Annotated in this window: 19 protein-coding genes, 4 tRNA genes and 1 riboswitch; of the genes, 15 read left to right on the top strand and 8 right to left on the bottom strand. The window is 56.5% G+C overall.

Features of this window, described 5'->3' with window-relative positions; genetic code table 11:
• Nucleotides 1-14: 14 nt before the first annotated feature.
• Nucleotides 15-186: riboswitch (FMN riboswitch) on the bottom strand.
• Between the two features lie 197 nt (nucleotides 187-383).
• From ltaE to C7534_RS04810, 7 genes are all read left to right on the top strand, one after another.
• Nucleotides 384-1,388, top strand: a complete 1,005-nt coding sequence (ltaE, locus tag C7534_RS04780) for a low-specificity L-threonine aldolase (RefSeq protein WP_109785139.1) — start codon at nucleotides 384-386, stop codon at nucleotides 1,386-1,388.
• Between the two features lie 146 nt (nucleotides 1,389-1,534).
• Nucleotides 1,535-4,153 carry an alanine--tRNA ligase gene (gene alaS, locus C7534_RS04785; RefSeq protein WP_046031538.1) on the top strand — a complete coding sequence of 873 codons (2,619 nt, stop codon included), beginning with the start codon at nucleotides 1,535-1,537 and terminating at the stop codon, nucleotides 4,151-4,153.
• A gap of 91 nt (nucleotides 4,154-4,244) precedes the next feature.
• A complete protein-coding gene (locus tag C7534_RS04790) occupies nucleotides 4,245-5,486 on the top strand; it encodes an aspartate kinase (RefSeq protein WP_046031539.1) in 1,242 nt (413 codons plus the stop codon).
• Between the two features lie 188 nt (nucleotides 5,487-5,674).
• A complete protein-coding gene (csrA, locus tag C7534_RS04795) occupies nucleotides 5,675-5,863 on the top strand; it encodes a carbon storage regulator CsrA (RefSeq protein ID WP_002554426.1) in 189 nt (62 codons plus the stop codon).
• Nucleotides 5,864-5,925: 62 nt separating this feature from the next.
• Nucleotides 5,926-6,016, top strand: a tRNA-Ser gene (locus tag C7534_RS04800).
• A gap of 108 nt (nucleotides 6,017-6,124) precedes the next feature.
• Nucleotides 6,125-6,201, top strand: a tRNA-Arg gene (locus C7534_RS04805).
• 71 nt (nucleotides 6,202-6,272) lie between these two features.
• Nucleotides 6,273-6,349, top strand: a tRNA-Arg gene (locus C7534_RS04810).
• A gap of 19 nt (nucleotides 6,350-6,368) precedes the next feature.
• On the opposite strand, the gene C7534_RS04815 is transcribed toward C7534_RS04810, so the two are convergent.
• Complete coding sequence (locus tag C7534_RS04815) at nucleotides 6,369-6,887, bottom strand: SmpA/OmlA family hypothetical protein (RefSeq protein WP_046031540.1); 519 nt, start codon at nucleotides 6,885-6,887, stop codon at nucleotides 6,369-6,371.
• A 319-nt stretch (nucleotides 6,888-7,206) separates the two neighbouring features.
• Here C7534_RS04815 and mgtE point away from each other — a divergent pair, with 319 nt between their 5' ends.
• A complete protein-coding gene (gene mgtE, locus C7534_RS04820) occupies nucleotides 7,207-8,649 on the top strand; it encodes a magnesium transporter (RefSeq protein ID WP_109785140.1) in 1,443 nt (480 codons plus the stop codon).
• A gap of 102 nt (nucleotides 8,650-8,751) precedes the next feature.
• Here mgtE and C7534_RS04825 read toward each other — a convergent pair whose 3' ends face one another.
• Nucleotides 8,752-9,078, bottom strand: coding sequence for an Arc family DNA-binding protein (locus C7534_RS04825; protein WP_028620557.1), 327 nt, complete (start codon nucleotides 9,076-9,078; stop codon nucleotides 8,752-8,754).
• A gap of 387 nt (nucleotides 9,079-9,465) precedes the next feature.
• On the opposite strand from C7534_RS04825, the gene phnN reads away from it, so the two are divergent.
• The gene (phnN, locus tag C7534_RS04830; RefSeq protein ID WP_109785141.1) at nucleotides 9,466-10,038 is read left to right on the top strand and encodes a phosphonate metabolism protein/1,5-bisphosphokinase (PRPP-forming) PhnN; all 573 of its coding nucleotides are present in this window, start codon (nucleotides 9,466-9,468) and stop codon (nucleotides 10,036-10,038) included.
• Here phnN and C7534_RS04835 read toward each other — a convergent pair.
• Both C7534_RS04835 and C7534_RS04840 read right to left on the bottom strand, forming a co-directional pair.
• Nucleotides 10,013-10,192: a PA3371 family protein gene (locus C7534_RS04835; protein WP_109785142.1), complete on the bottom strand. Its 180-nt coding sequence runs from the start codon at nucleotides 10,190-10,192 to the stop codon at nucleotides 10,013-10,015. The two genes, phnN and C7534_RS04835, sit on opposite strands and share 26 nt — an antisense overlap.
• Before the next feature lie 23 nt (nucleotides 10,193-10,215).
• A complete protein-coding gene (locus tag C7534_RS04840) occupies nucleotides 10,216-10,446 on the bottom strand; it encodes a hypothetical protein (RefSeq protein WP_109785268.1) in 231 nt (76 codons plus the stop codon).
• Nucleotides 10,447-10,743: 297 nt separating this feature from the next.
• On the opposite strand from C7534_RS04840, the gene C7534_RS04845 reads away from it, so the two are divergent.
• The 5 genes from C7534_RS04845 (at nucleotide 10,744) to C7534_RS04875 (ending at nucleotide 19,004) form a co-directional block, all read left to right on the top strand.
• Nucleotides 10,744-10,820 (top strand) — tRNA-Arg (locus C7534_RS04845).
• A 2,157-nt stretch (nucleotides 10,821-12,977) separates the two neighbouring features.
• Nucleotides 12,978-15,053, top strand: coding sequence for a type VI secretion system Vgr family protein (locus tag C7534_RS04860; protein ID WP_109785144.1), 2,076 nt, complete (start codon nucleotides 12,978-12,980; stop codon nucleotides 15,051-15,053).
• Nucleotides 15,050-15,898 carry a DUF4123 domain-containing protein gene (locus C7534_RS04865; protein ID WP_109785145.1) on the top strand — a complete coding sequence of 283 codons (849 nt, stop codon included), beginning with the start codon at nucleotides 15,050-15,052 and terminating at the stop codon, nucleotides 15,896-15,898. The genes C7534_RS04860 and C7534_RS04865 overlap by 4 nt, the downstream gene beginning before the upstream one ends.
• Nucleotides 15,895-16,689: a hypothetical protein gene (locus tag C7534_RS04870; RefSeq protein ID WP_109785146.1), complete on the top strand. Its 795-nt coding sequence runs from the start codon at nucleotides 15,895-15,897 to the stop codon at nucleotides 16,687-16,689. The genes C7534_RS04865 and C7534_RS04870 overlap by 4 nt, the downstream gene beginning before the upstream one ends.
• Nucleotides 16,686-19,004, top strand: coding sequence for a lipase family protein (locus C7534_RS04875; protein ID WP_109785147.1), 2,319 nt, complete (start codon nucleotides 16,686-16,688; stop codon nucleotides 19,002-19,004). Before C7534_RS04870 ends, C7534_RS04875 begins: the two co-directional genes overlap by 4 nt.
• A 687-nt stretch (nucleotides 19,005-19,691) precedes the next feature.
• Here C7534_RS04875 and C7534_RS04880 read toward each other — a convergent pair.
• Complete coding sequence (locus tag C7534_RS04880; protein WP_109785148.1) at nucleotides 19,692-19,850, bottom strand: phage holin family protein; 159 nt, start codon at nucleotides 19,848-19,850, stop codon at nucleotides 19,692-19,694.
• A 106-nt stretch (nucleotides 19,851-19,956) separates the two neighbouring features.
• Between C7534_RS04880 and C7534_RS04885 the strand changes: the two genes are divergently transcribed.
• Nucleotides 19,957-20,334, top strand: a complete 378-nt coding sequence (locus tag C7534_RS04885) for a hypothetical protein (protein ID WP_109785149.1) — start codon at nucleotides 19,957-19,959, stop codon at nucleotides 20,332-20,334.
• A gap of 635 nt (nucleotides 20,335-20,969) precedes the next feature.
• Here C7534_RS04885 and C7534_RS04895 read toward each other — a convergent pair.
• From C7534_RS04895 to C7534_RS04905, 3 genes are all read right to left on the bottom strand, one after another.
• Complete coding sequence (locus C7534_RS04895; RefSeq protein ID WP_109785151.1) at nucleotides 20,970-21,812, bottom strand: chromosome segregation protein SMC; 843 nt, start codon at nucleotides 21,810-21,812, stop codon at nucleotides 20,970-20,972.
• Between the two features lie 118 nt (nucleotides 21,813-21,930).
• Complete coding sequence (locus C7534_RS04900) at nucleotides 21,931-23,238, bottom strand: tyrosine-type recombinase/integrase (RefSeq protein WP_109785152.1); 1,308 nt, start codon at nucleotides 23,236-23,238, stop codon at nucleotides 21,931-21,933.
• A gap of 2 nt (nucleotides 23,239-23,240) precedes the next feature.
• Nucleotides 23,241-23,534 carry a hypothetical protein gene (locus C7534_RS04905; protein WP_177412219.1) on the bottom strand — a complete coding sequence of 98 codons (294 nt, stop codon included), beginning with the start codon at nucleotides 23,532-23,534 and terminating at the stop codon, nucleotides 23,241-23,243.
• Nucleotides 23,535-23,694 lie beyond the last annotated feature (160 nt).

Below are 23,694 nucleotides of genomic sequence, written 5' to 3' on the forward strand. Positions count from 1 at the left end.
CCCTATGGTGTCAATCCCGTTCTCTCTTCATCCGGACTATGACCGTCGGCCCCGGGATCACACCGGGTCTGCTGACCTTGTCGTCATACACAGCCAAGGCCGTGCCTGTCGCCAAGCGCTCGCGGGCTATGCGCATTGCGCGCAATTACCGCCGGTGGGGAGTTGCACCCCGCCCTGAGAACGTTTTTGCCGCCGGAATGTTTGGCAGCGCAGCGTTTTTATCACATATTTGCGGTATGCGCATGGCCCCTTTTGGATGATTGTCATCGACTTTTCCGTTGGTTTAATCGACCTTTTCCTGCGCAAGGGTTGATTAATCGTCGCCATGCCCGCAGTAATTCTTTCCTGAAAGGGATTTCCCCCTGCTTACCGAGGCCAGATTCATGAGCGTTATCGATCTTCGCAGCGACACCGTCACCCAACCTTGCGCCAGCATGCTCGACGCGATGGCCACAGCCACCACCGGTGACGATGTTTATGGTGAAGATCCGACGGTCAATCGTCTGGAAACCGAATTGGCCAAGCGCCTGGGTTTCGCGGCGGCGCTGTTCGTTCCGACAGGCACCATGAGCAACTTGCTGGGCCTGATGGCACATTGCGAGCGCGGCGAGGAGTACATCGTTGGCCAGCAGGCGCACACCTATAAGTACGAAGGTGGCGGTGCGGCGGTGCTCGGTTCGATTCAGCCGCAGCCGCTGGAAGTGCAGGCCGATGGCTCGCTGGACCTGGCCCACGTGGCGGCCGCGATCAAACCGGACGATTTTCATTTCGCCCGCACCCGTTTGCTGGCGCTGGAAAACACCATGCAAGGCAAGGTGCTGCCGCTTGAATATCTGGCGCGGGCCCGCGGTTTTACCCGTGAGCACGGGTTGCAGCTGCACCTGGACGGCGCGCGGTTATACAACGCGGCAGTCAAACTGGGGGTTGATGCCCGGGAAATCACTCAGCACTTCGATTCCGTTTCGGTCTGCTTGTCCAAAGGCCTGGGAGCGCCAGTCGGTTCGGTGCTGTGCGGTTCGGTCGAGTTGATCGGCAAGGCACGCCGGTTACGCAAAATGGTCGGCGGTGGCATGCGTCAGGCCGGGATTCTGGCCGCGGCGGGCCTGTACGCGCTGGACAACAACGTCCAGCGTCTGGCCGACGACCATGCCAACGCACAGTTGCTGGCCGAAGGCCTGCGTGCGGCGGGCTATGAGGTTGAACCGGTGCAGACCAACATGGTTTACGTGGCCATGGGTGACAACGCCGAGGCGATCAAGCGCTTCGCCACTGATCGTGGCATCAAGCTCAGCGCTGCCGGTCGGCTGAGAATGGTCACGCACATGGATGTCAGCCGTGCTCAAATCGAACAAGTCGTCGCGGCATTCGTCGACTTTTCGCGCAAGTGATAGCGTTAGCGTTCCATTTGACCGTTTCTATCGTATAAACACGCTGTACCCCGCGCGCAGGGCCGATATAATGCGGCCCTTTGCCGTCGCTTCGTCTGTTGACGTTTCGAACAGGCCTTTGGCCGCAGCCTCCGTGGAAGAACCTAATGAAAAGCGCAGAAATCCGTGAAGCCTTCCTTCGCTTCTTCGAAGAGCAAGGCCACACCCGTGTAGCCTCCAGCTCTTTGATTCCGGGCAACGACCCAACCCTGCTGTTCACTAACGCGGGGATGAACCAGTTCAAGGACTGCTTCCTGGGCCAGGAAAAACGCGCGTACACCCGCGCCACCAGCAGCCAGAAATGCGTACGCGCCGGCGGCAAGAACAGCGACCTGGAAAACGTCGGTTATACCGCTCGTCACCACACATTCTTCGAAATGCTCGGTAACTTCAGCTTCGGTGACTATTTCAAGCACGACGCGATTACTTTCGCCTGGACCTTCCTGACCGGCGTTTTGAAGCTGCCGAAGGAAAAGCTCTGGGTCACCGTCTATGCCTCGGACGACGAAGCGTATGACATCTGGACCAAAGAAATCGGTGTGCCGGTCGAGCGCATGATTCGCATCGGCGACAACAAGGGCGCGCCTTACGCCTCCGACAACTTCTGGACCATGGGCGATACTGGCCCGTGTGGCCCATGCACCGAGATTTTCTACGATCACGGCGACCACATCTGGGGTGGCCCACCGGGCTCGCCGGAAGAAGACGGTGACCGCTACATCGAGATCTGGAACAACGTATTCATGCAGTTCAACCGCACCGCCGATGGCGTATTGCATCCGCTGCCAGCGCCGTCGGTCGACACCGGCATGGGCCTGGAGCGGATCAGTGCGGTAATGCAGCACGTAAATTCCAACTACGAAATCGACCTGTTCAAGAACCTGCTGAGCGCGTCGGCCGATGCGATCGGCTGCGAAAATGGCGATCAGTCTTCGCTGAAAGTGGTTTCCGACCACATCCGTTCGTGCGGCTTCCTGATCGCCGACGGCGTTCTGCCGTCCAACGAAGGTCGCGGTTATGTACTGCGCCGGATCATTCGTCGCGCCTGCCGTCACGGTAACAAGCTGGGCGCAACCGGTAGCTTCTTCTACAAGATCGTCGCGGCGCTGGTGGCCGAGATGGGCGAAGCCTTCCCGGAACTCAAGCAGCAACAGACCAACATTGAGCGCGTGCTCAAGGCCGAGGAAGAGCAGTTCTCCAAGACCCTGGAACACGGCTTGAAGATTCTCGAGCAGGATCTGGCCGAACTCAAAGGCACTGTGGTGCCGGGCGACGTGGTGTTCAAGCTGTATGACACCTACGGTTTCCCGATGGACCTGACCGCCGACATTGCCCGTGAGCGAGAGCTGACCATCGACGAAGCCGGATTCGAGCGCGAGATGGAAGCCCAGCGCGTGCGTGCGCGTTCGGCCAGCTCGTTCGGCCTGGACTACAACACCCTGGTCAAGGTTGACGTGGCCACCGAATTCACTGGCTACACCGATACCAGCGGTTCGGCAAAAATCGTTGCCCTGTACAAGGACGGGCAGTCGGTCGACGTATTGAGCGAAGGCGACGAGGGCGTGATCGTTCTCGACAAGACGCCGTTCTACGCCGAATCCGGCGGCCAGATCGGCGACTGTGGTTATCTGCAAGCCGGCGCTTCGCGTTTCGACGTGCGTGACACCACCAAGACCGGCGGAGCGTTCCTGCACCACGGCGTGCTGGCAAGCGGCAGCCTGATCATCGGCGCTCCCGTGGAAGCCCACGTTGAGGCTGACGTGCGTCACGCCACTTCGCTGAACCACTCGGCGACCCACTTGCTGCACGCGGCATTGCGTCAGGTGCTGGGCGATCACGTTCAGCAAAAAGGCTCGTTGGTCGACAGTCAGCGCCTGCGCTTTGACTTCAGTCACTTCGAAGCGATCAAGCCTGAGCAGTTGAAAGCGCTGGAAGACATCGTCAACGCCGAGATTCGCAAGAACTCCGCCGTTGAAACCGAAGAAACCGACATCGAAACCGCCAAGAAGAAGGGCGCCATGGCGCTGTTCGGCGAGAAGTACGGCGACAACGTGCGCGTACTGAGCATGGGCGGTGATTTCTCCGTCGAGCTGTGCGGCGGTATCCATGCCAACCGTACCGGCGACATCGGCCTGCTGAAAATCATCAGCGAAGGCGGTGTGGCATCGGGCGTACGTCGTATCGAGGCAGTCACTGGTGCTGCGGCACTGGCCTACTTGAACGCGGCTGAAGAACAACTCAAGGAAGCGGCGAACCTGGTCAAGGGTAGCCGCGACAACCTGATCGACAAGCTGTCGGCTGTGCTGGAGCGCAACCGTCTGCTGGAGAAGCAACTCGAGCAGTTGCAGGCCAAGGCTGCCAGCGCGGCGGGCGACGATCTGTCGGCCTCTGCACTGGACGTCAAAGGCGTGAAGGTGTTGGCCGTGCGTCTGGACGGTCAGGACGGCAAAGCGCTGCTGGCGCTGGTCGATCAACTGAAAAACAAACTCGGCCGCGCAGTGATCCTGCTCGGCAGTGTCCATGAGGAAAAGGTCGTTCTGGTTGCAGGCGTAACCAAAGACCTGACTGGCCAACTCAAAGCCGGTGATTTGATGAAGCAAGCCGCTGCGGCAGTGGGCGGGAAGGGCGGTGGTCGTCCGGACATGGCGCAGGGCGGCGGTACAGACGCTGGCGCACTGGATGCAGCATTGGCCCTGACCGTTCCATTTGTAGAGCAGGGTTTATAAGGCAGAGTGTCTGGCCCGCGGTCTAGTGGCGGGCCAGAACGCTGTTTGAGTGATTATTTGGGCGCCCTTCATGGGCAGAGGCGGCTTTGAAATGGCTTTGATCGTACAGAAATTTGGAGGCACCTCAGTCGGCACTGTCGAGAGAATCGAGCAGGTCGCCGACAAGGTTAAGAAATTCCGCGATGCCGGCGATGACCTGGTGGTTGTGCTGTCTGCAATGAGCGGCGAAACCAACCGTCTGATCGATCTGGCCAAGCAAATCAGTGGTGATGACCAACCGGTTCCGCGTGAACTGGATGTGATCGTCTCCACCGGTGAGCAGGTGACGATTGCGCTGTTGGCCATGGCGCTGATGAAGCGTGGCGTGCCAGCGGTGTCGTACACCGGCAATCAGGTACGGATTCTGACCGATAGCGCGCACAATAAAGCGCGTATCTTGCAGATTGATGACCAGAAGATTCGCGGCGACCTGAAGGCCGGTCGCGTGGTGGTTGTCGCCGGTTTCCAGGGCGTCGACGAGCACGGCAACATCACCACCCTCGGTCGTGGCGGTTCCGATACCACCGGCGTGGCGCTGGCAGCAGCCTTGAAGGCTGATGAATGCCAGATTTACACCGATGTCGATGGTGTCTACACCACTGACCCGCGCGTGGTGTCCGTGGCCCAGCGCCTGGAAAAGATTACCTTCGAAGAGATGCTGGAAATGGCCAGCCTCGGTTCCAAGGTTTTGCAGATCCGTGCGGTCGAGTTCGCCGGCAAGTACAACGTTCCGCTGCGCGTTCTGCACAGCTTCAAGGAGGGTCCGGGCACCCTCATTACTATTGATGAAGAGGAAACCATGGAACAGCCGATCATTTCCGGTATCGCTTTCAACCGCGATGAAGCCAAGCTGACCATCCGTGGCGTGCCAGACATCCCGGGCGTTGCATTCAAGATTCTCGGCCCGATCAGTGCCGCGAACATTGAAGTCGACATGATCGTGCAGAACGTTGCGCACGATAACACCACCGACTTCACCTTCACTGTGCACCGCAACGACTACCAGGCGGCGCAAACCGTGCTGGAAAAAACTGCTAGCGAACTGGGTGCCCGTGAAGTCGTGGGTGACACCAAGATCGCCAAGGTGTCGATCGTGGGCGTTGGCATGCGTTCGCACGCAGGCGTGGCTAGCCGCATGTTCGAATCGCTGGCGAAAGAAAGCATCAATATCCAGATGATCTCGACCTCGGAAATCAAAGTCTCCGTTGTGATCGAAGAGAAGTACCTGGAACTGGCTGTGCGCGCTCTGCACACAGCTTTCGAACTGGACGCGCCAGCCCGTCAGGGCGAGTGATGCGTTTGACGAAGGGCGCGGTCTGACCGCGCCCTTCGTTTTTTTTTGAGTGGCGCGACCTGGAACTGTTCTTTTGCTCGCGCTGGTCAATACTCAGGCATGTAGGGCTGCGATCATTCTGGTTGTGGGTCGAGTGCCTTTTTTTTGCAGACTGTTGTCCCTGAAATGAAATGCGTTAGGAGAAAGGTATGCTGATTCTGACCCGTCGGTGCGCAGAAAGCCTGATTATTGGTGATGGCGAAATCACCGTGACCGTGCTCGGCGTCAAAGGAAATCAAGTGCGTATCGGTGTCAACGCCCCGAAAGAGGTTGCTGTGCATCGTGAGGAAATTTACCTGCGTATAAAGAAAGAGAAGGACGAAGAACCAAGCCATTAATTTTTATCGTTTTTTATGTTTGCAAACGGGGAAAAGGTTGGTTAAGATACGCCCCGTGTTGCGGAGAGCTGGCCGAGTGGCCGAAGGCGCTCCCCTGCTAAGGGAGTACACCTCAAAAGGGTGTCGGGGGTTCGAATCCCCCGTTCTCCGCCATTATTTGCGTAGTGCGTTGTAATCTGGCTTCTTCGGTAAGTTGTTGAAATTACTAGAAAAAAGCGCTTTACAAAAAGATTCAACGGCCTATAATGCGCGGCAACAAATGCACTCGTAGCTCAGCTGGATAGAGTACTCGGCTACGAACCGAGCGGTCACAGGTTCGAATCCTGTCGAGTGCACCATTTAAGAGTCATCTGCAGCAATGTGAATGACTTGGCTTCAACCAGTTGTGATCTGGTCTAAAAACACAAATGCACTCGTAGCTCAGCTGGATAGAGTACTCGGCTACGAACCGAGCGGTCACAGGTTCGAATCCTGTCGAGTGCACCATACAACAGAAAGCCCGCATTTAATGCGGGCTTTTTGCCGTCTGGGATTTGGCTTTTCCTTTCGTACATCCTTTCTCGTCGAACTCGACATGTGCGCTGCGACCTCGCTTGGTGTCGTAACGGTAACTCGTTGATGAATTCCTGATACTGATCTTGTCTGGCTTGCCGAGAGCGCTCTCGACATCCTGTTGGCTCATGCCGGCAACGACTCGTTGATTGATGATCGCTTCGCGCCGTTTTCTGGCGTCGATCAGATTTCCACATTTGTCCTCGGCTTGACCCACAATGGTCGGCGCTCTGCTTTTGCTATTCCTGCCTGATTTTTCAGTGCTGTCGGCGTTCGGCATGAGCGCCATCACGCTGCCGGGGGTGAAGGGGCGCACCTCCTGCACTGACAGGCTCTCTGCGTCCGTGCAGCTCATAGTGGTGAAGGTCAGGTGCCCGTTGGGTGCCTCGCACCGGTGGACAGCCGCCGCATGCAACCAAGGCGACAGGCAAAGCAGCGCGCTCAGCAAAAAATAGTAGGAATAAGGTGACATTTGGCGTCCTCCATGACGGTCGATATCAAGGGTAGCTGCTACATTTTTTGAGAGCGGTGTGTTTTCTTTTCAGAATGAGTCGTCGCAGTTTGATAGATAAGGTGGCGCTCAGGTTTGGCTTGCAAGCGCTTGTTTCAGCCACGATTTTTTAACGTTTAAAACCGTTGGGCGGTGTATCATTGCGCCCGTCAGCCCCGCCGGGGCTTGTGGAATACATCCATGGACTTACCCAGTAGTTACTCAATACCCCGTTTTACCAATCATGAATTGACTGATTGATCCTTCCGGCGTGCCCCGCTGCTGGGAGTGGAGTTCGCCTATGTCCGAAGTTGAAGTAAAGAAAACGCAAGAAAGCCTGCAGGACCGCCTCGCTCAAGTTGTTGAGCTGTTGCAGCGTCAGCGGGTTGTCGAAGACCTGACTCATCGCCAGGAAGGTCCGCACCACGACCGGGTCGAGAACCTGGTTCACCGGCAGAATCTCGTCGAGCTGCAACGCAAGCTCGATGATCTGCACTCCGCCGACGTCGCCTACATCCTTGAAGCACTGCCGCTGGGCGATCGTCTGACGCTTTGGCAGCTGGTCAAGGCGGATCGTGACGGCGACATCCTGCTCGAAGTATCCGACTCGGTCCGTGAAACCCTGATCGCCGACATGGACGATCACGAGCTCCTGGCGGCGGCCAAGGACATGGACGCCGACGAACTTGCTGACCTGGCTTCCGAGCTGCCGCGAGACGTCGTCCACGAGCTGATGGAAACCCTCGACGGCCAGCAGCGTGAGCGCGTTCGCTCCGCGTTGTCCTATGACGAGGAGCAGGTCGGTGCACTGATGGACTTCGAGATGGTGACCATCCGTGAGGATGTCAGTCTCGAAGTGGTCCTGCGTTACCTGCGCCGTCTCAAGGAGCTGCCGGGTCATACCGACAAATTGTTTGTGGTCGACTATGACGGCGTGCTCAAGGGCGTGCTGCCGATCAAGCGTTTGCTGGTCAACGATCCGGAAAAACAGGTTTCGGAAGTCATGGCCAGCGATCCGGTGAGTTTTCACCCGGACGAAGACGCCTACGACGCTGCTCAGGCGTTTGAACGTTATGACTTGATCTCTGCCCCCGTGGTCGACAAGAACGGCAAGCTGATCGGCCGTCTGACCATCGACGAAATGGTCGACCTGATTCGTGAAGAGAGCGAAAACGAAGTTCTCAACATGGCGGGTCTGCGCGAAGAAGAAGACATTTTTGCGTCAGTCTGGAAATCCCTGCGTAACCGTTGGGCCTGGCTGGCGGTGAACCTGATTACTGCGTTTATTGCTTCCCGGGTAATTGGCCTGTTTGAAGGCTCCATCGAAAAACTGGTCGCGCTGGCGGCACTGATGCCGATCGTCGCCGGTATCGGTGGCAACTCCGGTAACCAGACCATCACCATGATCGTGCGGGCCATGGCTCTGGATCAGGTCAGTACCGGCAATACCTCGCGACTGATGCGCAAGGAGCTGGCGGTCGGTTTGATCAATGGCCTGGTCTGGGGCGGGGTGATTGGGGTAGTGGCCTATATGCTTTACGGCAGTTGGTCCCTTGGCGTGGTCATGACTGCCGCCATGACGCTCAATCTGTTGCTGGCAGCATTGATGGGGGTTTTGATTCCAATGACCCTGGCGCGACTTGGGCGCGACCCGGCGATGGGCGCGAGTGTAATGATTACTGCCATGACCGACAGCGGCGGATTCTTCATCTTCCTCGGGCTGGCGACGATCTTTCTGCTCTGACGTGTACGCTTTTGAAAACCCGCCCAACCCGGCGGGTTTTTTTTGCCAGATTTCAGGCAAAAAAAAGCCAGCAATTATGCTGGCTTGAGCTTTCGGGATGAATCAGGAAGCGTCGGCGGCCAATTCGGCGTCGTGGGCAATCAGCGACACGAGAGCGTTTTGTTGGCGGTGAGAGAGTTGACGAAAGCGTTGCAGTAACTCGCGTTCGTGCAATGACAGTTCGGGGCTGTCCAGGCGCATGCTCAATTCTTCGCCCAGTGCGCCTTCCTGAATAAGGCTCTGCTCAAGGCGCGCAATGATTTCGGAGTTCATGCTGCGATGATGATTGCGAGCCACCTCGGCAATGCGTTCACGCATTCCGTCTGGCAGACGTACGACGAACTTGTCAGCCGTACGGCTGGAATAAATTGCCTGTTTCAATGGGCGCATATATTTAACCGGTTAGTTCAGGGGAGCGGTTCTCGGGATTGGCCGCAGGATGTCTGGTAGGACAAGCGTTATGGCCAAATGTTCAACCTGAATTGATAGAGGCGCGCATCATGCCTCAAAGCAGCCAGATCATTGGCGTCAATTCTGTGACAAATATTGATCTGGGTAAAGGCGTTCTGCCAGCACCCATTTTCAGAAATGCGGACTGGTTGGAAAAAATTTGCCCAGCGCCGCATCGCTGAATGCATCCTTTGCCTCCGCAGGTGATGTCCGAAAACGCCTGAAGGTGCATGCTATAAGGATTCGATCCTTGATCCTTGTCTAATACAGAATAGTGGCAAATTGCCGATTTACTAGGGGCTCAAGTGTCGTGGGGGATGATTCAGGATGGATGGCAGGCTGATTTATCTGATGGGGCCTTCCGGATCCGGCAAAGACAGCCTCATTGAAGCGGCTCGAATACCGTTGCGCTCGATGAACTGCGAAGTGGTGCGTCGGGTCATCACACGCTCGGCCGAGTCTGTGGGTGAGGACGCCATCGGCGTATCCCGCGAAGAATTCGAGCGTCGCAAAGACGCAGGGGACTTTGCCTTGTCGTGGCATGCCAATGGCCTGGGTTATGGCATTCCGATTCAGATTAATGATTGGCTCAAGGGCGGTCGTCACGTACTGATCAACGGTTCTCGCGGTCATTTTGCCGAGGCGCTACAACGCTATCCCGCGCTGTTGCCGGTAGTGCTGACCGTAACGGATGAAGTGTTGCGTAAGCGCCTGGTGCGGCGTGGCCGCGAGAGTCTTGATGAGATCGAAGCGAGACTGCGGCGTAATGAACAATTCGCCGCTAACGATTTACTCGGTAATACGCAGGTCCATCGACTGGATAATTCCGGGGAGCTCTCTGTCACCGTTGCCAACCTGCTGCATCTACTGACACTCAACGCAGAACCGGATCGAATTTGATTTTTCGACCGGCAATCAATGCCAGCACAAATAAGCCACCAAAAACGCCGCAGGCAATCAGGGGCGGGGTGACCACTGATTCCTGAACCAATGCCAGATGAAGAATGCCGCTCAGTAAGGCAAGGATCAAAAATCCTGCAGCTGATTTGGACATGCTGTGCTCCTGATAGGGATGATTCAAAATACAAAGCGTTCTGAAGCCTGCGACACGGGTGTACCTTCCTGGCTCACATCCTGGCGATTAAAACCGTGCTGATCATTCATCACCGCTAACTGCGGGGCTTTTTGCAGTTGCAGGTAATGCGGCATGCGCTGAGCAACCTGCGTCGCACTGCTCTCGGGGGCAAAATGAAAACTCGCCAGGACTGCAAGAGCGATTGCATTCGAGAGTAAAAGGGCGCGGTTCATGAGGCTCACCTCAGCTGTTCTGGAGAACATTCTTGAGAACAGCTGAAGCAGCCCGCGTGCCAGGAGTTTAACGGCTATTAAATCCTTTAAAAACAAAGAATTAACTTATCTTTGAAAACGGCCTGCGTTGCAAATTGCAATGATGGTATTTTGAGAGGATGCAATTTGCACGGTAAACGAACCCACCCTCATGCGGGCGTCTGCCTACAGTTAAAAAGCCCTACGGACGACATGACAAACGCAGGCCTGCCCGTTAACATGCAGGCCCTCCATCGCACCGCAATGCGTGCGACTTGTGTCCCAGTAGCTCAATTGGATAGAGCATCCCCCTCCTAAGGGGAAGGTTGGCAGTTCGAACCTGCCCTGAGACACCATATTATTCAAGGGTTTTACCGGGTTTACCTACCAGATCCGGTTTGCCGTACCAGCAGCGTACCAGCGCCAGCATAAAGAAAGGCCCCGCACTGATTGACCAGGCGGGGCCTTTTTAATTGTGTCTCCGAGACAGAGTTGAATCTGCGGCCTTTTCGGGCAGATAAGGGGGCACGAAATACCACCACTGCGCCCCATAGAGCTACAAATTGAAATGTGGGATTCCCCCGCATTTACCTGACCTCCCGTTTTGGTATGGCAGGTGCGGCACCAGGTGTTGCTATGTCAGCAACTCCCCGGCGCGGTGAAGTATCGGGGCGGGCATTCAAATACCCCGGATCAGGGGGATTTAGATTCCCGGAATTCCGGGCATGTAGTCTGGTGCAGGGGAAATGCCGGAAAGCTTTCCGGTAACTCCTTGGTTAACCAAGCAGAACGCCGACCTTGCTCGGGTCGCTCGTCATGGCCAGAAGCTGCTCGCTGGCACTCACATCCATCAATCTGCTCGGCAGCATTCAGAACCAGTCGTTGACTCTTGACCAGCTTGCCAACGTACTGCCTGGACCACCCCTTCAGCTCGCAGTACTCCTTGCGAGTTACAAAAGCCATGCGGCCTCCATCGTCGTGGCTTGTCAACCTTGTCAACTAACCCGGCTTAGTTGACAAGCCTTCTGGCCATTGTCCAGGAGCTGCTGTTCGAGAATCTGAACAGGCATAAAAAGGCCCTACAACCCAATAGAACCTGGGGACTTCACTGAAAAAACACTGTTTTGATCACGCGAACTCTGTCGCTGAAAGCCAAGAATTTCTTGTCAACCTGTCAACCGCTGTCAACTAACTTTCCAGCCGTGTGGCTAACGCTTTCCCGCGGGTTTGCGACCCCGTGTCCTTCGAAAATCCCCAGGGTCCCCGGCGACTTTAAGGGGAGGGACTGCCGTGATAGGGGCCGGGAGTACCATTTGACGAAAGTTTCGTAGTTTGGGGGCCGGGAGATCGGCAAAAATTTTGGCCGATCTTCGGCGGAGTCGATGGCTCACATCTGGGCTATGAGCCAAAACTGGATCATCTGGCTAGACCCTGCCTGCCACTCACGGACTCTTTGCTGTCGCCCATTGGCGCCCTTTCTCTCCATTCGTGCCCTTTTTTCCCATTCGTGCCCTCGTTCTTTCTCCGGCACGAATGGGGCACCAATGGGCACGAATGAAGAAAACGGTTATTTCCTTCGATCAAGAGGGAAGGCCTGGCTGGCAGCCCGCCAGTAGCTTCGCGCCGGGTTTTACGACCAGATCGTAAAAGTCCTTTGGCGAACACGCGTTCGATGGTGGCGACCACATCGTTGTGGCGAGCCTCGACCAGATTCGCGAGTTCCCGCGACGACATAGTACGCGCCACCCTCCAGGCCTTCAGTCGGGTCACTCACTCGGCCATTGAGTGGACTAGCCCCATGGCGAGGATGCTGGTTCGCCACGATTCACCTTAAAGCCTCCTCCTCTGAGGTGGATACAAGGCCGCGCCACAGGCCACGTGATGCATGGCCTCCCCCGTTTCGGCTGTGCTTTCTTGTCTTGTATATGTCCCACCGTGAAGCCACCAGCGGTTGCCGTTACGTTGATCCGCATTGCCGTCTGCCAAGCGTGAGGCGCTGACGCGGCCAGGTGCGCCGGAATACTCCCGCCACCTGCCAAGGGTCTGCAAAAAATTTGCACCCCCTGGCATCGCCTTGAGGTCTGAAAATCGGACGACTGCATTTTGAGGCGTCAGTCAGGGTGGCCGGAGATATTGCTGGCACCCGACTGACCACATAGTGAGTAACAGCGTCGGCAGCTTCTGCACTGGTGCTACTGGCACACTCGGTCGAAAGATTGGCGCAAACGGGCGATATTTTCATGGGGCGAGCATTCATCGTGACCCGCACCCGCCAAACGGACGGGGAAAATAATTAATTAGGAAGTGGCGAGGGGGTAAAGGCACTCGACAAGTGCTATTGCGCGCCGTTGTTTGCACTTAACAAGCCCAGGCTTTTATGCGCGCTCGTTTCAGTAACGGTGTTCGCTTTGCCCTCGCTCATCAACATGCTACCTACCATACAAAAATCGACGTGGTAGACGGCAAACACTGATGCGTTCGTCTAACCGCGCGACGAACTAAAGGACACGGATATGTTCGCTCCTGCCAATACGGCGCACTTCGCGCTACTGATTCCTGCTGTTCGTCACGATTTCAAGGTACTGGCCTTTAAGGGCACTGAGGCCATCAGCAGCTTGTACGCGATCCACATTGAACTGGTCAGCGAGTCCCCGGATTTTGATCTGGAAAGCCTGCTCAGCCAACCCGCGTTTCTGGGCTTCGGTCTCTTTGGCGAAGGCCTTCATGGGCGTATCGAAGATGTCTGGGTCGGAGATGCGGGCAAGCGGCTGACCCGGTATCACCTGACCCTGGTCCCGGCCCTGCATTACTTGCAGTTCAGTCACCAGCAACGGATTTTTCAGCAACTGACCGTCACGCAAATTATCACCCAGGTCCTTGAGGGGCACGGCATCCAGGCTGATGCTTTTACTTTCAACGTCAGCCCCAGCCCTAAGCGTGAGTACTGCACGCAGTACGGGGAAAGCGATTTTACCTTCGTACAGCGCCTGTGCAGCGAAGAGGGTATTGCCTGGCACCACCAGCACAGTGCGCAAGGACATCAGCTGGTCTTCACCGACGATCAAGCTTGGTTCCCTACGCTCGGCGATACACCCTATTGGCCAGGCTCCGGTCAGGTGGCCGATCATCCGGTGGTCAAGCATTTCTCCCAGCGCGTCAGCACACGGACCAGTCAGGCCACCCGTCGCGATTACGACTTCCAACGGCCGAGCCTGTTGCTGGAAGGCCAGTTCACCGCCGAGTTCACGCCGGCGCTGGAGGACTATCGTTCGCCGCTGCTGATCAATAGCGAGCAGCGTGGCAAGCAACTGGCCCGCCAGGCTCTGGAACGGCACCGCGCCGACTACCAATTGGCCGAAGGAAAAAGCGATCAGCCCACGTTGCGCAGCGGACACTTTTTTAAGTTGGTCGAGCATCCCCGTCGTTCGTGCAACGACTTGTGGCTGCTGCTGAGCGTCGAGCACGAAGGCAAACAGCCGCAGGTGCTGGAAGAAGTGATTAGCAGCGACGTGAAGCCCAAGGACGGTTTTACCCAGGGGTATCGCAACAGCTTCAGCGCCATTCCGTGGGACGTGTTCTATCGTCCGCCGCTGGTCACACGCCCCTCTCTGCTCGTAAGCCAGACCGCACGCGTGACGGGACCTGTCGGCGAGGAGATTTTCTGCGATGAATATGGGCGGGTGAAGGTCGAGTTCCATTGGGATCGCGCCGAGTTGGGCAGCGACAAGAGCAGCTGCTGGCTGCGAGTGTCCTCCAGTTGGGCAGGTGAGAACTTCGGTGCGGTGACGATCCCGCGCATCGGCATGGAAGTGGTGGTGACCTACCTGGAGGGTAATCCTGACCACCCGTTAATCACAGGGTGCGTTCCTAACAAGGTCATGCCTGTACCGTACCCTTTGCCCGCGAACCAAACTAAAACCGTGATGCGCAGCCATAGTTCGCCGCACAGTGGCGGTTACAACGAACTGTCGATTGAAGACCGGGCGGGGCAGGAAAAAATCTACCTGCGTGCCCAGCGCGATATCGAGCAATTGGTCCTCAACGACAGTGACACCAAGATTGGTAACGACCGCCGTGAACAGATCACCCGCGACAGCCACAGCCTGATTGGCAATGACCGATCAGAACAAGTCGATAAGAACAGTTCCAGCCTGATCAAGGGTGACGAGCGGCATACCACACAAGGTCAGCGCAACACGCTGATCGGCGCTAACGAGCTGATATCCATCACCGGCAACAGCAGCACCACGGCGGGCGGGACGCTGGTGATCCAGGCAGGCCCTCACGCCCATGTCACTGCCGCGAACGTGGTGATCAACGCGGGTGCGAGCCTGACACTCCAGGCGGGCGGTCAGCACATTCTCATCACCCCCGGCGGAATTTTCAGCAGCGTGCCCATCGTCCAGGGCGGTGCTCCCATAGTAGGTATAGCGCCGCTTCAGGCCGCACAGGCACTGGCAATCGCACCACAAGCGATCATCGCCAATTCGCTGTCCGTCATGGCTGCCAGCAAACAACGCGCTGCAGATTACTGCCCTCTGTGTGAGGCGTGTCTCAATGGGCAATGCACGATCGGAGAAAGCGCATGAATACGCCTGAACAATGGCAACAGGAACAAGTTCAGATGGGGCGGAGCCTGTACTTGGTGCTGGACTCTGTCGGCCAACGGGATGAACGCAATGCGCTGATAGAGGGGCTGGGATTCAACCAGTACTGCAACCTCTACATCGGAACGCCTGCGGAGCCTATGGCGAACGCCGGACCCTATTTGTTTCAAGTGGAGTCACTAGCACATCCCGCCATCGAGGCTCTGCTCAAGACGCCTGAGCGCCATTGGGGTTGGCTAGCCAGTGCTCATGACGGTGACCTTGAAGTGTTAACGACGCACTGGCGTGAGCGCCTGGTGACCGGCGAGCGACCGAATCAGGCGCTCTATCGCTTTCACGATAATCGTGTATTGGGTCGTGCCCTGGTACATCTACAACCCCAGCAGCTCCCGGACCTCCTGGGGCCAATGTTCAGCGTCTGTTACTGGCAGGCCGAACAATGGACAGTCACCGACAATTTGTACCCCGGCTTGCACCCGTTGCCGGTCGACCCCGCATGGCTGAACGTTCCTACGCCGGAGGCCACTTCTGCCGGCGTGCAGTTCGACAATGTTCGCCGTTACCTGGTATCCGAGCACACCGACGCAGTGGCCAATTTAGCGGGCCAGCGAGACATTGATAGTTGGCTACGCGCCCAGCTCGACTTGGCCCGCACCTGGGAATGGCAGGAGCCTGAGCAACTCCATTTTTTGTTGATGCACAACTTGCAGGCTGCGAATTACATCCAGCCCAAGTCGTGGGTCCCTCAATCCAACGAAACGCCGACGACGCACTTTGAAAGGGTCTATCAGGAAGTACTGTATTGGCAGGGAGACGCCGACGTATGAAACACACCATTCAACACCTGATTCTCACCAGTTGTTTAGCCCTGAATGTGGGGTGTGCAGCTACTGGCAAGTCCGACAGTTTTACCTTTACCCCCGATTTTCCGCCGAGTTTCAAATTCTCGGTCTTGGCAACATATGTTCCCGCCAAGGGGGAAACCTGCACCGTCCCTGGCGGCAAAAATACGCAGCTCGGTTTTAATATGGAGGGCCAAGAATACAAACCCGCCGCTGACATCGTGCTGCACCGCACCGTCAGTGGTTGCCCACTGGCGTTGCATCTAGTGGAGATCAAGGTCACGGGGATCTATGGTGAGGACTGGGGGGACCGCAGCTCCGATACTGCATGGATTGCGGTGCGTAATGAGGCATTGGAGCTATCGAAAGGCACGTTCAACGCGGCTGGTGAAAGCCAGATTTCCGGCCAGTGCCAGTGGCTGTTTCGCACAGTCGGCGGGTTGCGTCGCATTGTAAAAATCCTCGACTGCAAAAACGCCGATGCCCAGGGCAACCTCAGCAAGGGCCATCCGTTTGCCGCGTACACCCTGGATCAGCTACCGGGCAAAACCGTGCGCCTGAAGATCAAGCTGGCCGAGGAGGAAAAACCGGCCATAGGTGACACCTGGGTCCAGGTGCCCGGTGGCTGGAAACGCTGCATGGGAGACAACTTTGCAGACCAATATGCGTTTTGCTACGGCAATTACACCGACTTCAGCACCTTCCGCATGCCGGATGGACGTGACACCTGCACCATTTATCCCGGCTGTACCGAGAACAAGGAAGTCACCCCATGAGTGTGTCTGCGCTAAAAGAGCAGCATAAGCCGTTTATGAGCGACAAGATTCACGCTTGCCCACTGCGCGAACATTGGACCAGTTTTCAACTGGTGGATGAGTTTGGGGACGGTACGCCCTATGCCGGTTTGATCTTTGAGGCCACCGATTACGAAGCCATGTTCTACACCGGTCAGCTCGACGCCAGCGGTAGCGGTAAGGTGGAGCATCATTTTAACGGCCCGATAGTGCTCACACTGGTAGAGCCTTATAAGGGAAAAGAAAAGACTTATACGTTTCTACGAGAAAGGCCGCATTACCCGCTGCCGATCACCGAGCTCCAGGTGCGCGCCGAAAAAACGCGTTTTTTCAATAAATCCGGTCAGCGCACGCTGGCCAATCCTGCACAAGGCAAGGTGGCAGGCGCGGTGTTTGTGCAAGTGGAAGTCAGTGAGCTGGTGGCCTTTCACGCGCACTTGCCGCCGACAGTCGAACGTCATTTTCCGCCCAACGTCCATATTTTTAATCTTTATCAGGCTGAATCGCAGGTAAAGATGCAGAGCGGCATTGAGGGGGCAACGAGCGCGACCATCACCTCGACCGATACCGGTACGGCGGAGCTGGGTTTTTCGCCACCGCCGAGCGCGCCCAAGGGCATTGCCTTGCTGTCGAATCGACACCATGTCTTGGAGGTGCGCCCGCTGCGGGCTTTGCGGCCTGCGCTCTCGACGGCAAATGAGTTCTGCGCGCTCAACCTGTACCAGTTGGCCCTGATGGCCACGCTGAGCTATAGCCCGTTTGGCCAACGTCCCGAGACCCAGCCAGTGACGACCAGCAGCGTGGGTTTTCCGTCGCAACCTGCCTGTGGTAACTGGTTTGGTGAGGCGCTGCCGTGTTTTGCCGAGCTTTGGCAGGTGGACACCACTCAAGCCGGAGGTAAGGCGTATTACCCGCTGTACGAGGAAGTGCCTTACTCCAAACGCCTCGAAATTATGCCGTTTGATCCAGAGTTGTATCCGTTCGTCAACGATCCAGCATTGGGTGAGAAACAGGAAAATCCGGCCAACCTCCACTTCTTCGACGACAGTCAGAGAGAAGGCGGTACGAACACCCAGGCCTTTATTACACATCACGACGAACTGATTTTAATTGCTGTTCGGGGCACCGCCGAGGGCGCGGATATACTTCGCGACATAGACGCCGAGCAGGTGCCCTTCAAAGAAGGGGTAGGCAAGGTGCATAACGGCTTTTATGGCGCAGCCAAGGCCATCCAGGGTTTCGTTACCGACTACTTGGAGAAATTCCATAACGGGCAAAAAATCGTCATTACCGGGCATAGCCTGGGTGGGGCGATTACCTTGCTGTTGTCTGAAATGTTGCGGCGCCGGGAAGGGTTTAATTACGACATTTTGCTCTACACCTACGGCTCCCCGCGTGCCGCCGACAAGACGTTTGTCGAGGGGGCGGCCGCCTTGGTCCATCATCGCACAGTCAATCATAACGATCCGGTGCCGAGTGTCCCGGCGACGTGGATGAACACCGACAAACCTTTGATTCTCACAGGGAAGGCGGCACTAATACTTATCAATCCGGTTGTGGGAACGATTGCAGTTGCGACCGGGCTAGTCAATTTTACCGGGCGCTCTTATGAACATCACGGCACATTACGTCATTTCATGCCGGTGAAGTTTGAGGATGGCCATGAATCTTCCGTCCTCTGGACCCCAATGTGCAGCTCCATTACCGATCAGGGGTGTGCCAAGGCGTTGAGCGAAACCGATGGACTACCTGTTCGCGGAAATTTCCTCCATCAAATCCTGAATAGTGACAATCACATGATGGTTGCCAGCTACATTCCTAACTGCTGGGCCACTCTACGCCGCTGGCAAGAATCACAGGAGATGAAACGGCCACTAATCACTGATCGCGAATTCGACGGAATTAAGGCCGCGCTAGACCGTTTGACGGATCAATTACAAGCACTTCAAAAAAGGCTGAGGACGGAGTCGAATGGCGATGGATACGACTACCGAGGCGAGAATGAGCGGGCCATTATTGTTGACGAACTCTACTGGTTAAATATAACCCGTGATCGACTGATCAGCTTGCGTGCATCATCTGTCGCCGAGAGCGAAGTTTACGGCCTTCTCACCAGCAAGCCCGAGTTGCAGGCAGAAATGCTGCCACGCTGGAAAGCCCACCCGGAGAACATCAAACAGGAACAATGGGCGATGATTCCGCCACCCGCTGACACCCATGACCGGGCCATTGCGGCCATCACGGGGGCGCGCGTCGTGGGATCTCCCTTCAACCTGGATGTCGACGCACTCATCTAAAAACCTATGTCCACGAGTAACGTTGAATCGCGTTGCTCGTGGTTCCGTCGTAGAAACTAAGCTACCAAGCGCTCTTCTCCTTACGGAAGGCTAATGCCGGACTCCAGCAGAAAGCCATAACGCTTATTGAATGCCTTTATGCCCACACACACACCAGTAATGCATTCCGCCGGTTCATGAGCAACAGGGGGGGCTCGCTATTGAGCCCAAATTGTCGGCGGACAATCATATTCAGCAGTCTTTAAAAACCAGATGCTGTCTCCCTTAACGTTAAAACAACCGTCGTAATGCCGCCGGTTCCCTATTCATGATGATGAGTTCGCCGCTTACCTCGGCCAGCACCAACCGACCGCTTTCCTCGATCAGGGTGAACTAGTAGCTGGGCGCCCCCCCAATACGATCCGCGAAGGCCTTTTTTGATAGGTTGGTGGGCGCCGATGCCGCCTTTTCCTTAGGTCTCTTCTTACTGAATTTTTTCGCCGAAAATTTTTCTTACTGAAATCCTTACTGAAATTTCTCTCGAGACGCTTTATCTCGGGCCTTTCAGCCTGATTTTTGAAATTTCAGTAAGGCATATTTCAGTAACTTTGCAGGGGTGCCGCTAACGCTTTCTCGCGGGTTTGCGACCCCGTGTCCATCGGATAACTCCAGGGTCCCCGGCAGTTTTCGGCGCCCCAATGCGATTCATCACCTCGGCTGACCACCGTCGGGTGGAACTTCGCAGACGCCCAACCGCTTGGCAGCCCAGCGTTCGTAAAGGCCGATGGCAACATTAGCGCCGCCCAGTGCCAGGACGATCACTAACCAGATCGGCATCTCCGCCTGCGCTTGCTGCTCGTTGGTCATATGATTTTCTGATTAATCGTCGACGACTTCATGGGGTTGTATCGCGTGGACCTTGCCACTGCTGAATTTCATAACTCGCACATTCTGTTTTTATAGGGAGTATTCAATGACAAGCTTTGAGTTGGTAAGCCTTGCAGTTGGTGTCGCAGGCGTATTAGCCGGACTCGTAGCAGTTCCTGCCTTTGCCTTGATGTGGATACAAGCCAGTGAAGATCACAAAAAACGCTTCCGGAAGTTTTGGGCGAAACTGGGGCAAAAGGCATACAGGATCTGGGTCTACCTATCCTGTGCAGTCCTTGTAGCAATTGGCGTTGGCAAAGTGACTCAATTTGCAACCAGCGCAGAACCGATGACTCGGCCTGACGTTTTGCTGCTGCTTATGAATTTGATGAGCCTTACCGTCTTCTCAGTGATGTCGCTGATTGTGATTGTTAACTTTCATCTAATCGACAAAAAGAAAAGCGCCCTTGCTCCCAGGCTGTAGTCCATAAACGCAAAAAAAAACGGCGCGATGAACGGGCTTTCTCTGTGGTGTCGCGCTGAAATAGCTGAACACCGTGTCATGAAACAGGTACTGAACTCTTCGCTGGCGATAGTCAGGGGGCGGCGGGCTGTGTTTACGGAGGCCGAGTCTTAAAACCTCCTCCATTGGGATGGATACAAGGAATCGCTAGATGCCGGGCTGTTAGCGGGTTGCACGGGCGATGCGGCCACCGGGTGTCTAGCAGATGTCCCACTGTGCAACGGCTTAAGCCCGTGCTGGCCAGCGCGGCACTGATCGCCGCACCGCCTCGTCCAGGAAACTGGAACGGCCCCCGATGCCCACTGGACTGCAGGCATGTTGGCTAAACGAGCTTCCGTTGGTTTTATTTTCGACTTTTCAGCTTGTTATCTATTAACCTCATTTCTGCCTTGATCGCGTTAATGGTGAGCGTTTGTATTGCTGTGCTTTTTCCGATTCCGGTATCCACGATCTTGAGTAGGCCGATTAAGCGGGCTTGTCTCGCTTTTAGTGTGTCGGCTATGGATGAGCTGGTCTGTGTCGTTGCGTTCATGGCTTCGATCCGTAAGGAGGAATGAAACAGCCCGCAAAAGCAGGCTGTCTCAAGGAGTCGGCAGTTAGAGCGAGATCAGATCGCGCGTGCGATGCTCGCGGCTACGGTCCGCCAGGTCGCCCCACCTCCAGCTACCGAAGTTTTCACCCTGTTCGGGAATGTCGAGATTCATGAAGGACAGCGGGTCGCGACCTATCAGCCGAGCTGCGGCGTACAGCTTACCTCCCACATCTAGCAGCGCTTGAGCGGCTTTATTCCATTCCTCCTCCAGAGCGTCGTGGGCCAGCCGCAAGGCGGTGTCCTCAATTTTTTGGTGTTCTACCTGCGCCTCAGTGATGTGTCGCTCTACGAGGGCCAACTCTTGCTCCAAGGCGGTGATGATTAGCAACTGGCGGCGATGTTGTTCGGCGGCGGCGGTGAGATTTTTTGCGGCTTTCTGAGCGGCGGCGCTGGCGGCTTTTTCGCCGTCGACGTCCCCCCAGGCTACGGCCTGTGCATAAGCGGTAGCCGCCTCAGTCTCAGCCTGCCGTGCGCTGGCCATCTCTTCCTGGGTTTGCTGGCGAACCTCCTCCAGGCGAGTGTTCAGGCTTTGCCGTTTATCGTTAAGCTCCAGCTCATCTGCCATCCAGTTAGCCATGTCGGTAATGTAGTCCTCCATTAAGCTTCCGCGATTGGCCAGCGTCTCCCGCCGGTTCAGCGTCCTATCCAGTAGGAAAATCTGATGATCGATTGAGTCGATCTTTAGTTTTCGACTGCTGATCTCATGCCGGACGTCGCTCTGTCGGCCTTGGTTGATGACGTCAGCACTTTCAAGCGCAACCTCAAAAGGCGGTAGTTCGCTTTTGAGGACTTCCATTTCAATGACCAGTTGCGCCCGTTTGTCTTTCAGCGGTTGGATGTCGTTCATGTGTTTTGTCCTGTGTCATTCGATTGGGTTGTGGTGTGTGATAGGTGGCTGGCGAGGCCGAAAACTGCCGATGTTTCCTCATGGCTGGGTGGCGCGTTAAGCGGCTTGGGCTGCGCTTTCATGTTGCTGGCGAGTTCCGCCTCCTCCCGTAGGATGGATACAAGGACGCGCCAGAGGCCGTGCCGTTAGCGGGCTGCACGGGCGATGCCGCCACCGGGTGTCTAGCAGATGTCCCACTGTGCAACGGCTTAAACCCGTGCTGGTCGAGGTGGTCATGCCACGTCTCCAACGCCTTGCGCTTCATGCCCTCGGCGGTGGTGTGGATGTAGGTCGCATCGAGGTCTTTCATGGCGTGGTTCAACAACATCTCGCCCACCAGGTAATCGATGCCCAGATCCATCCACTGGGTGCGGGCCACCTTGCGCAGGTCATGGCTCGACCATTCACCCTTGGCCATCGCCTTGAACAGGGTGCTGGCCAACGTGGCACTGATCGCCGCACCGGCTCGCCCGGGGAACAGGAACGGCCCTTGATACCCACTGGCCTGTTGATGTGTGCGGTAGCGCTCAATCAGGGCACAGGCTTGCGCGGTCAGGGGCAGCGTGTGCTCAGTCTTGGTCTTGGTGTCCGGCGCTGGAATGAACCATTGCCCGGTGGTGAGGTTGAGGTTCTTCCAGCGGGCCTGCCGGGTTTCACCCAGGCGCGTGCCGTGACAGAGCATCATCAGTGCGAGCATGGCTTCCAGCGGCGCCTGCTCAAGCCGTTCGCCCAGTTCGAGCAGCAGCGTCGGCAGATCGTCACCGCGCAAACGGGCGGGCTTGGGCTTGATGCGGGTTTGTACGAAGTCGGTGTACTTGAGGTCGGCCATGGGATTGACGCCCAGCAGTGCCAGGCGCGTGGCTTGGCGGAACGCCACGGCCAGCACGCCATACACCGAACGCACGAACGACAGCTCGTACTGCTCCTGCATCGGCCACATCAGCAGGCGGTCGAGGCTGGCACGGTTGAGGCCGGTCAGCTCCAGCGCTTGCAGACGTGGCACTAGGTGGCAACGTAAGGCCGACTGCGCACTGGCCTTGCGCTTGACGGACAAGCCGCGGTCGCGACTCATGCGCTCGTTGTACCAGGCCAGTACATCGCCCACGGTGGTCCAGTGAGTGGTGGTCGATGGGGCGTCCGGGTCAGCCGAGCGCCGGGCCAGAATGGCGGGCAAGGTGGTCTGCATCAGCTTGGCATTGATGCCCGGATAATTACCGGCCTTGCCCCACTTGCCGCGCACCACGACGTGCCAAGCGCCCTTGGTGCGGTCTGTGGTGGAATAACGGAAACGTAGCTCGGGATAGCGCTGGTCGCGTAACTGGCGAACTGAGCCGGTGGCTTGCTTGCGAATCTCGGCGTCAGTGAATGCGATGTACAAGGTGCTCATGTTCAAACCTCAGCGATGGTCCAAAGCTGGACCGGTCTCAACTCTTCTAAAAGTGATTCGGGGTCACTTTTATGTGAGCTGATGACGTCATCGTCGCTGGCGTGCTGCTGCTCAAAGGGACGAGGCATGGGGGCGGCGACATGGTCACACCACTTGCGGATGGCGTGTCGGGCCAAGGCAGGGAGGGAGAAAAGCGGGGCATGCTCGCCGGCTTCGGCATCAAGGCGGCGCTTGAGTTGCTTGAGGTCGCGGATGCAGCCCTCGTCCAGGTGGATGGTCATGTTCTTGGTAGTCATGGGAGCGGCCTTATGTGTTGGGTTTTCTAACCGATCTGAGAAAGATCAGTTTTCTAAAAATCCAGGCACCATAGGCCGTTTTATTTGTGAAAACAGGGGCTTGTCATGGGTCAGACATAGGCTTTGTCTACTTGTGTACGGTAGTGTCTGAGGGTACGAA

This window comes from Pseudomonas sp. OV226 (genome assembly GCF_003148705.1).
Lineage (GTDB): Bacteria > Pseudomonadota > Gammaproteobacteria > Pseudomonadales > Pseudomonadaceae > Aquipseudomonas.

Excerpts from the sequence above, each read along its gene's own strand:
- ltaE (WP_109785139.1), top strand. The coding sequence starts at position 384 with ATGAGCGTTATCGATCTTCGCAGCGACACCGTCACCCAACCTTGCGCC.
- alaS (WP_046031538.1), top strand. The coding sequence starts at position 1,535 with ATGAAAAGCGCAGAAATCCGTGAAGCCTTCCTTCGCTTCTTCGAAGAG.
- C7534_RS04790 (WP_046031539.1), top strand. The coding sequence starts at position 4,245 with ATGGCTTTGATCGTACAGAAATTTGGAGGCACCTCAGTCGGCACTGTC.
- csrA (WP_002554426.1), top strand. The coding sequence starts at position 5,675 with ATGCTGATTCTGACCCGTCGGTGCGCAGAAAGCCTGATTATTGGTGAT.
- C7534_RS04815 (WP_046031540.1), bottom strand. The coding sequence starts at position 6,887 with ATGTCACCTTATTCCTACTATTTTTTGCTGAGCGCGCTGCTTTGCCTG.
- mgtE (WP_109785140.1), top strand. The coding sequence starts at position 7,207 with ATGTCCGAAGTTGAAGTAAAGAAAACGCAAGAAAGCCTGCAGGACCGC.
- C7534_RS04825 (WP_028620557.1), bottom strand. The coding sequence starts at position 9,078 with ATGCGCCCATTGAAACAGGCAATTTATTCCAGCCGTACGGCTGACAAG.
- phnN (WP_109785141.1), top strand. The coding sequence starts at position 9,466 with ATGGATGGCAGGCTGATTTATCTGATGGGGCCTTCCGGATCCGGCAAA.
- C7534_RS04835 (WP_109785142.1), bottom strand. The coding sequence starts at position 10,192 with ATGTCCAAATCAGCTGCAGGATTTTTGATCCTTGCCTTACTGAGCGGC.
- C7534_RS04840 (WP_109785268.1), bottom strand. The coding sequence starts at position 10,446 with ATGAACCGCGCCCTTTTACTCTCGAATGCAATCGCTCTTGCAGTCCTG.
- C7534_RS04860 (WP_109785144.1), top strand. The coding sequence starts at position 12,978 with ATGTTCGCTCCTGCCAATACGGCGCACTTCGCGCTACTGATTCCTGCT.
- C7534_RS04865 (WP_109785145.1), top strand. The coding sequence starts at position 15,050 with ATGAATACGCCTGAACAATGGCAACAGGAACAAGTTCAGATGGGGCGG.
- C7534_RS04870 (WP_109785146.1), top strand. The coding sequence starts at position 15,895 with ATGAAACACACCATTCAACACCTGATTCTCACCAGTTGTTTAGCCCTG.
- C7534_RS04875 (WP_109785147.1), top strand. The coding sequence starts at position 16,686 with ATGAGTGTGTCTGCGCTAAAAGAGCAGCATAAGCCGTTTATGAGCGAC.
- C7534_RS04880 (WP_109785148.1), bottom strand. The coding sequence starts at position 19,850 with ATGACCAACGAGCAGCAAGCGCAGGCGGAGATGCCGATCTGGTTAGTG.
- C7534_RS04885 (WP_109785149.1), top strand. The coding sequence starts at position 19,957 with ATGACAAGCTTTGAGTTGGTAAGCCTTGCAGTTGGTGTCGCAGGCGTA.
- C7534_RS04895 (WP_109785151.1), bottom strand. The coding sequence starts at position 21,812 with ATGAACGACATCCAACCGCTGAAAGACAAACGGGCGCAACTGGTCATT.
- C7534_RS04900 (WP_109785152.1), bottom strand. The coding sequence starts at position 23,238 with ATGAGCACCTTGTACATCGCATTCACTGACGCCGAGATTCGCAAGCAA.
- C7534_RS04905 (WP_177412219.1), bottom strand. The coding sequence starts at position 23,534 with ATGACTACCAAGAACATGACCATCCACCTGGACGAGGGCTGCATCCGC.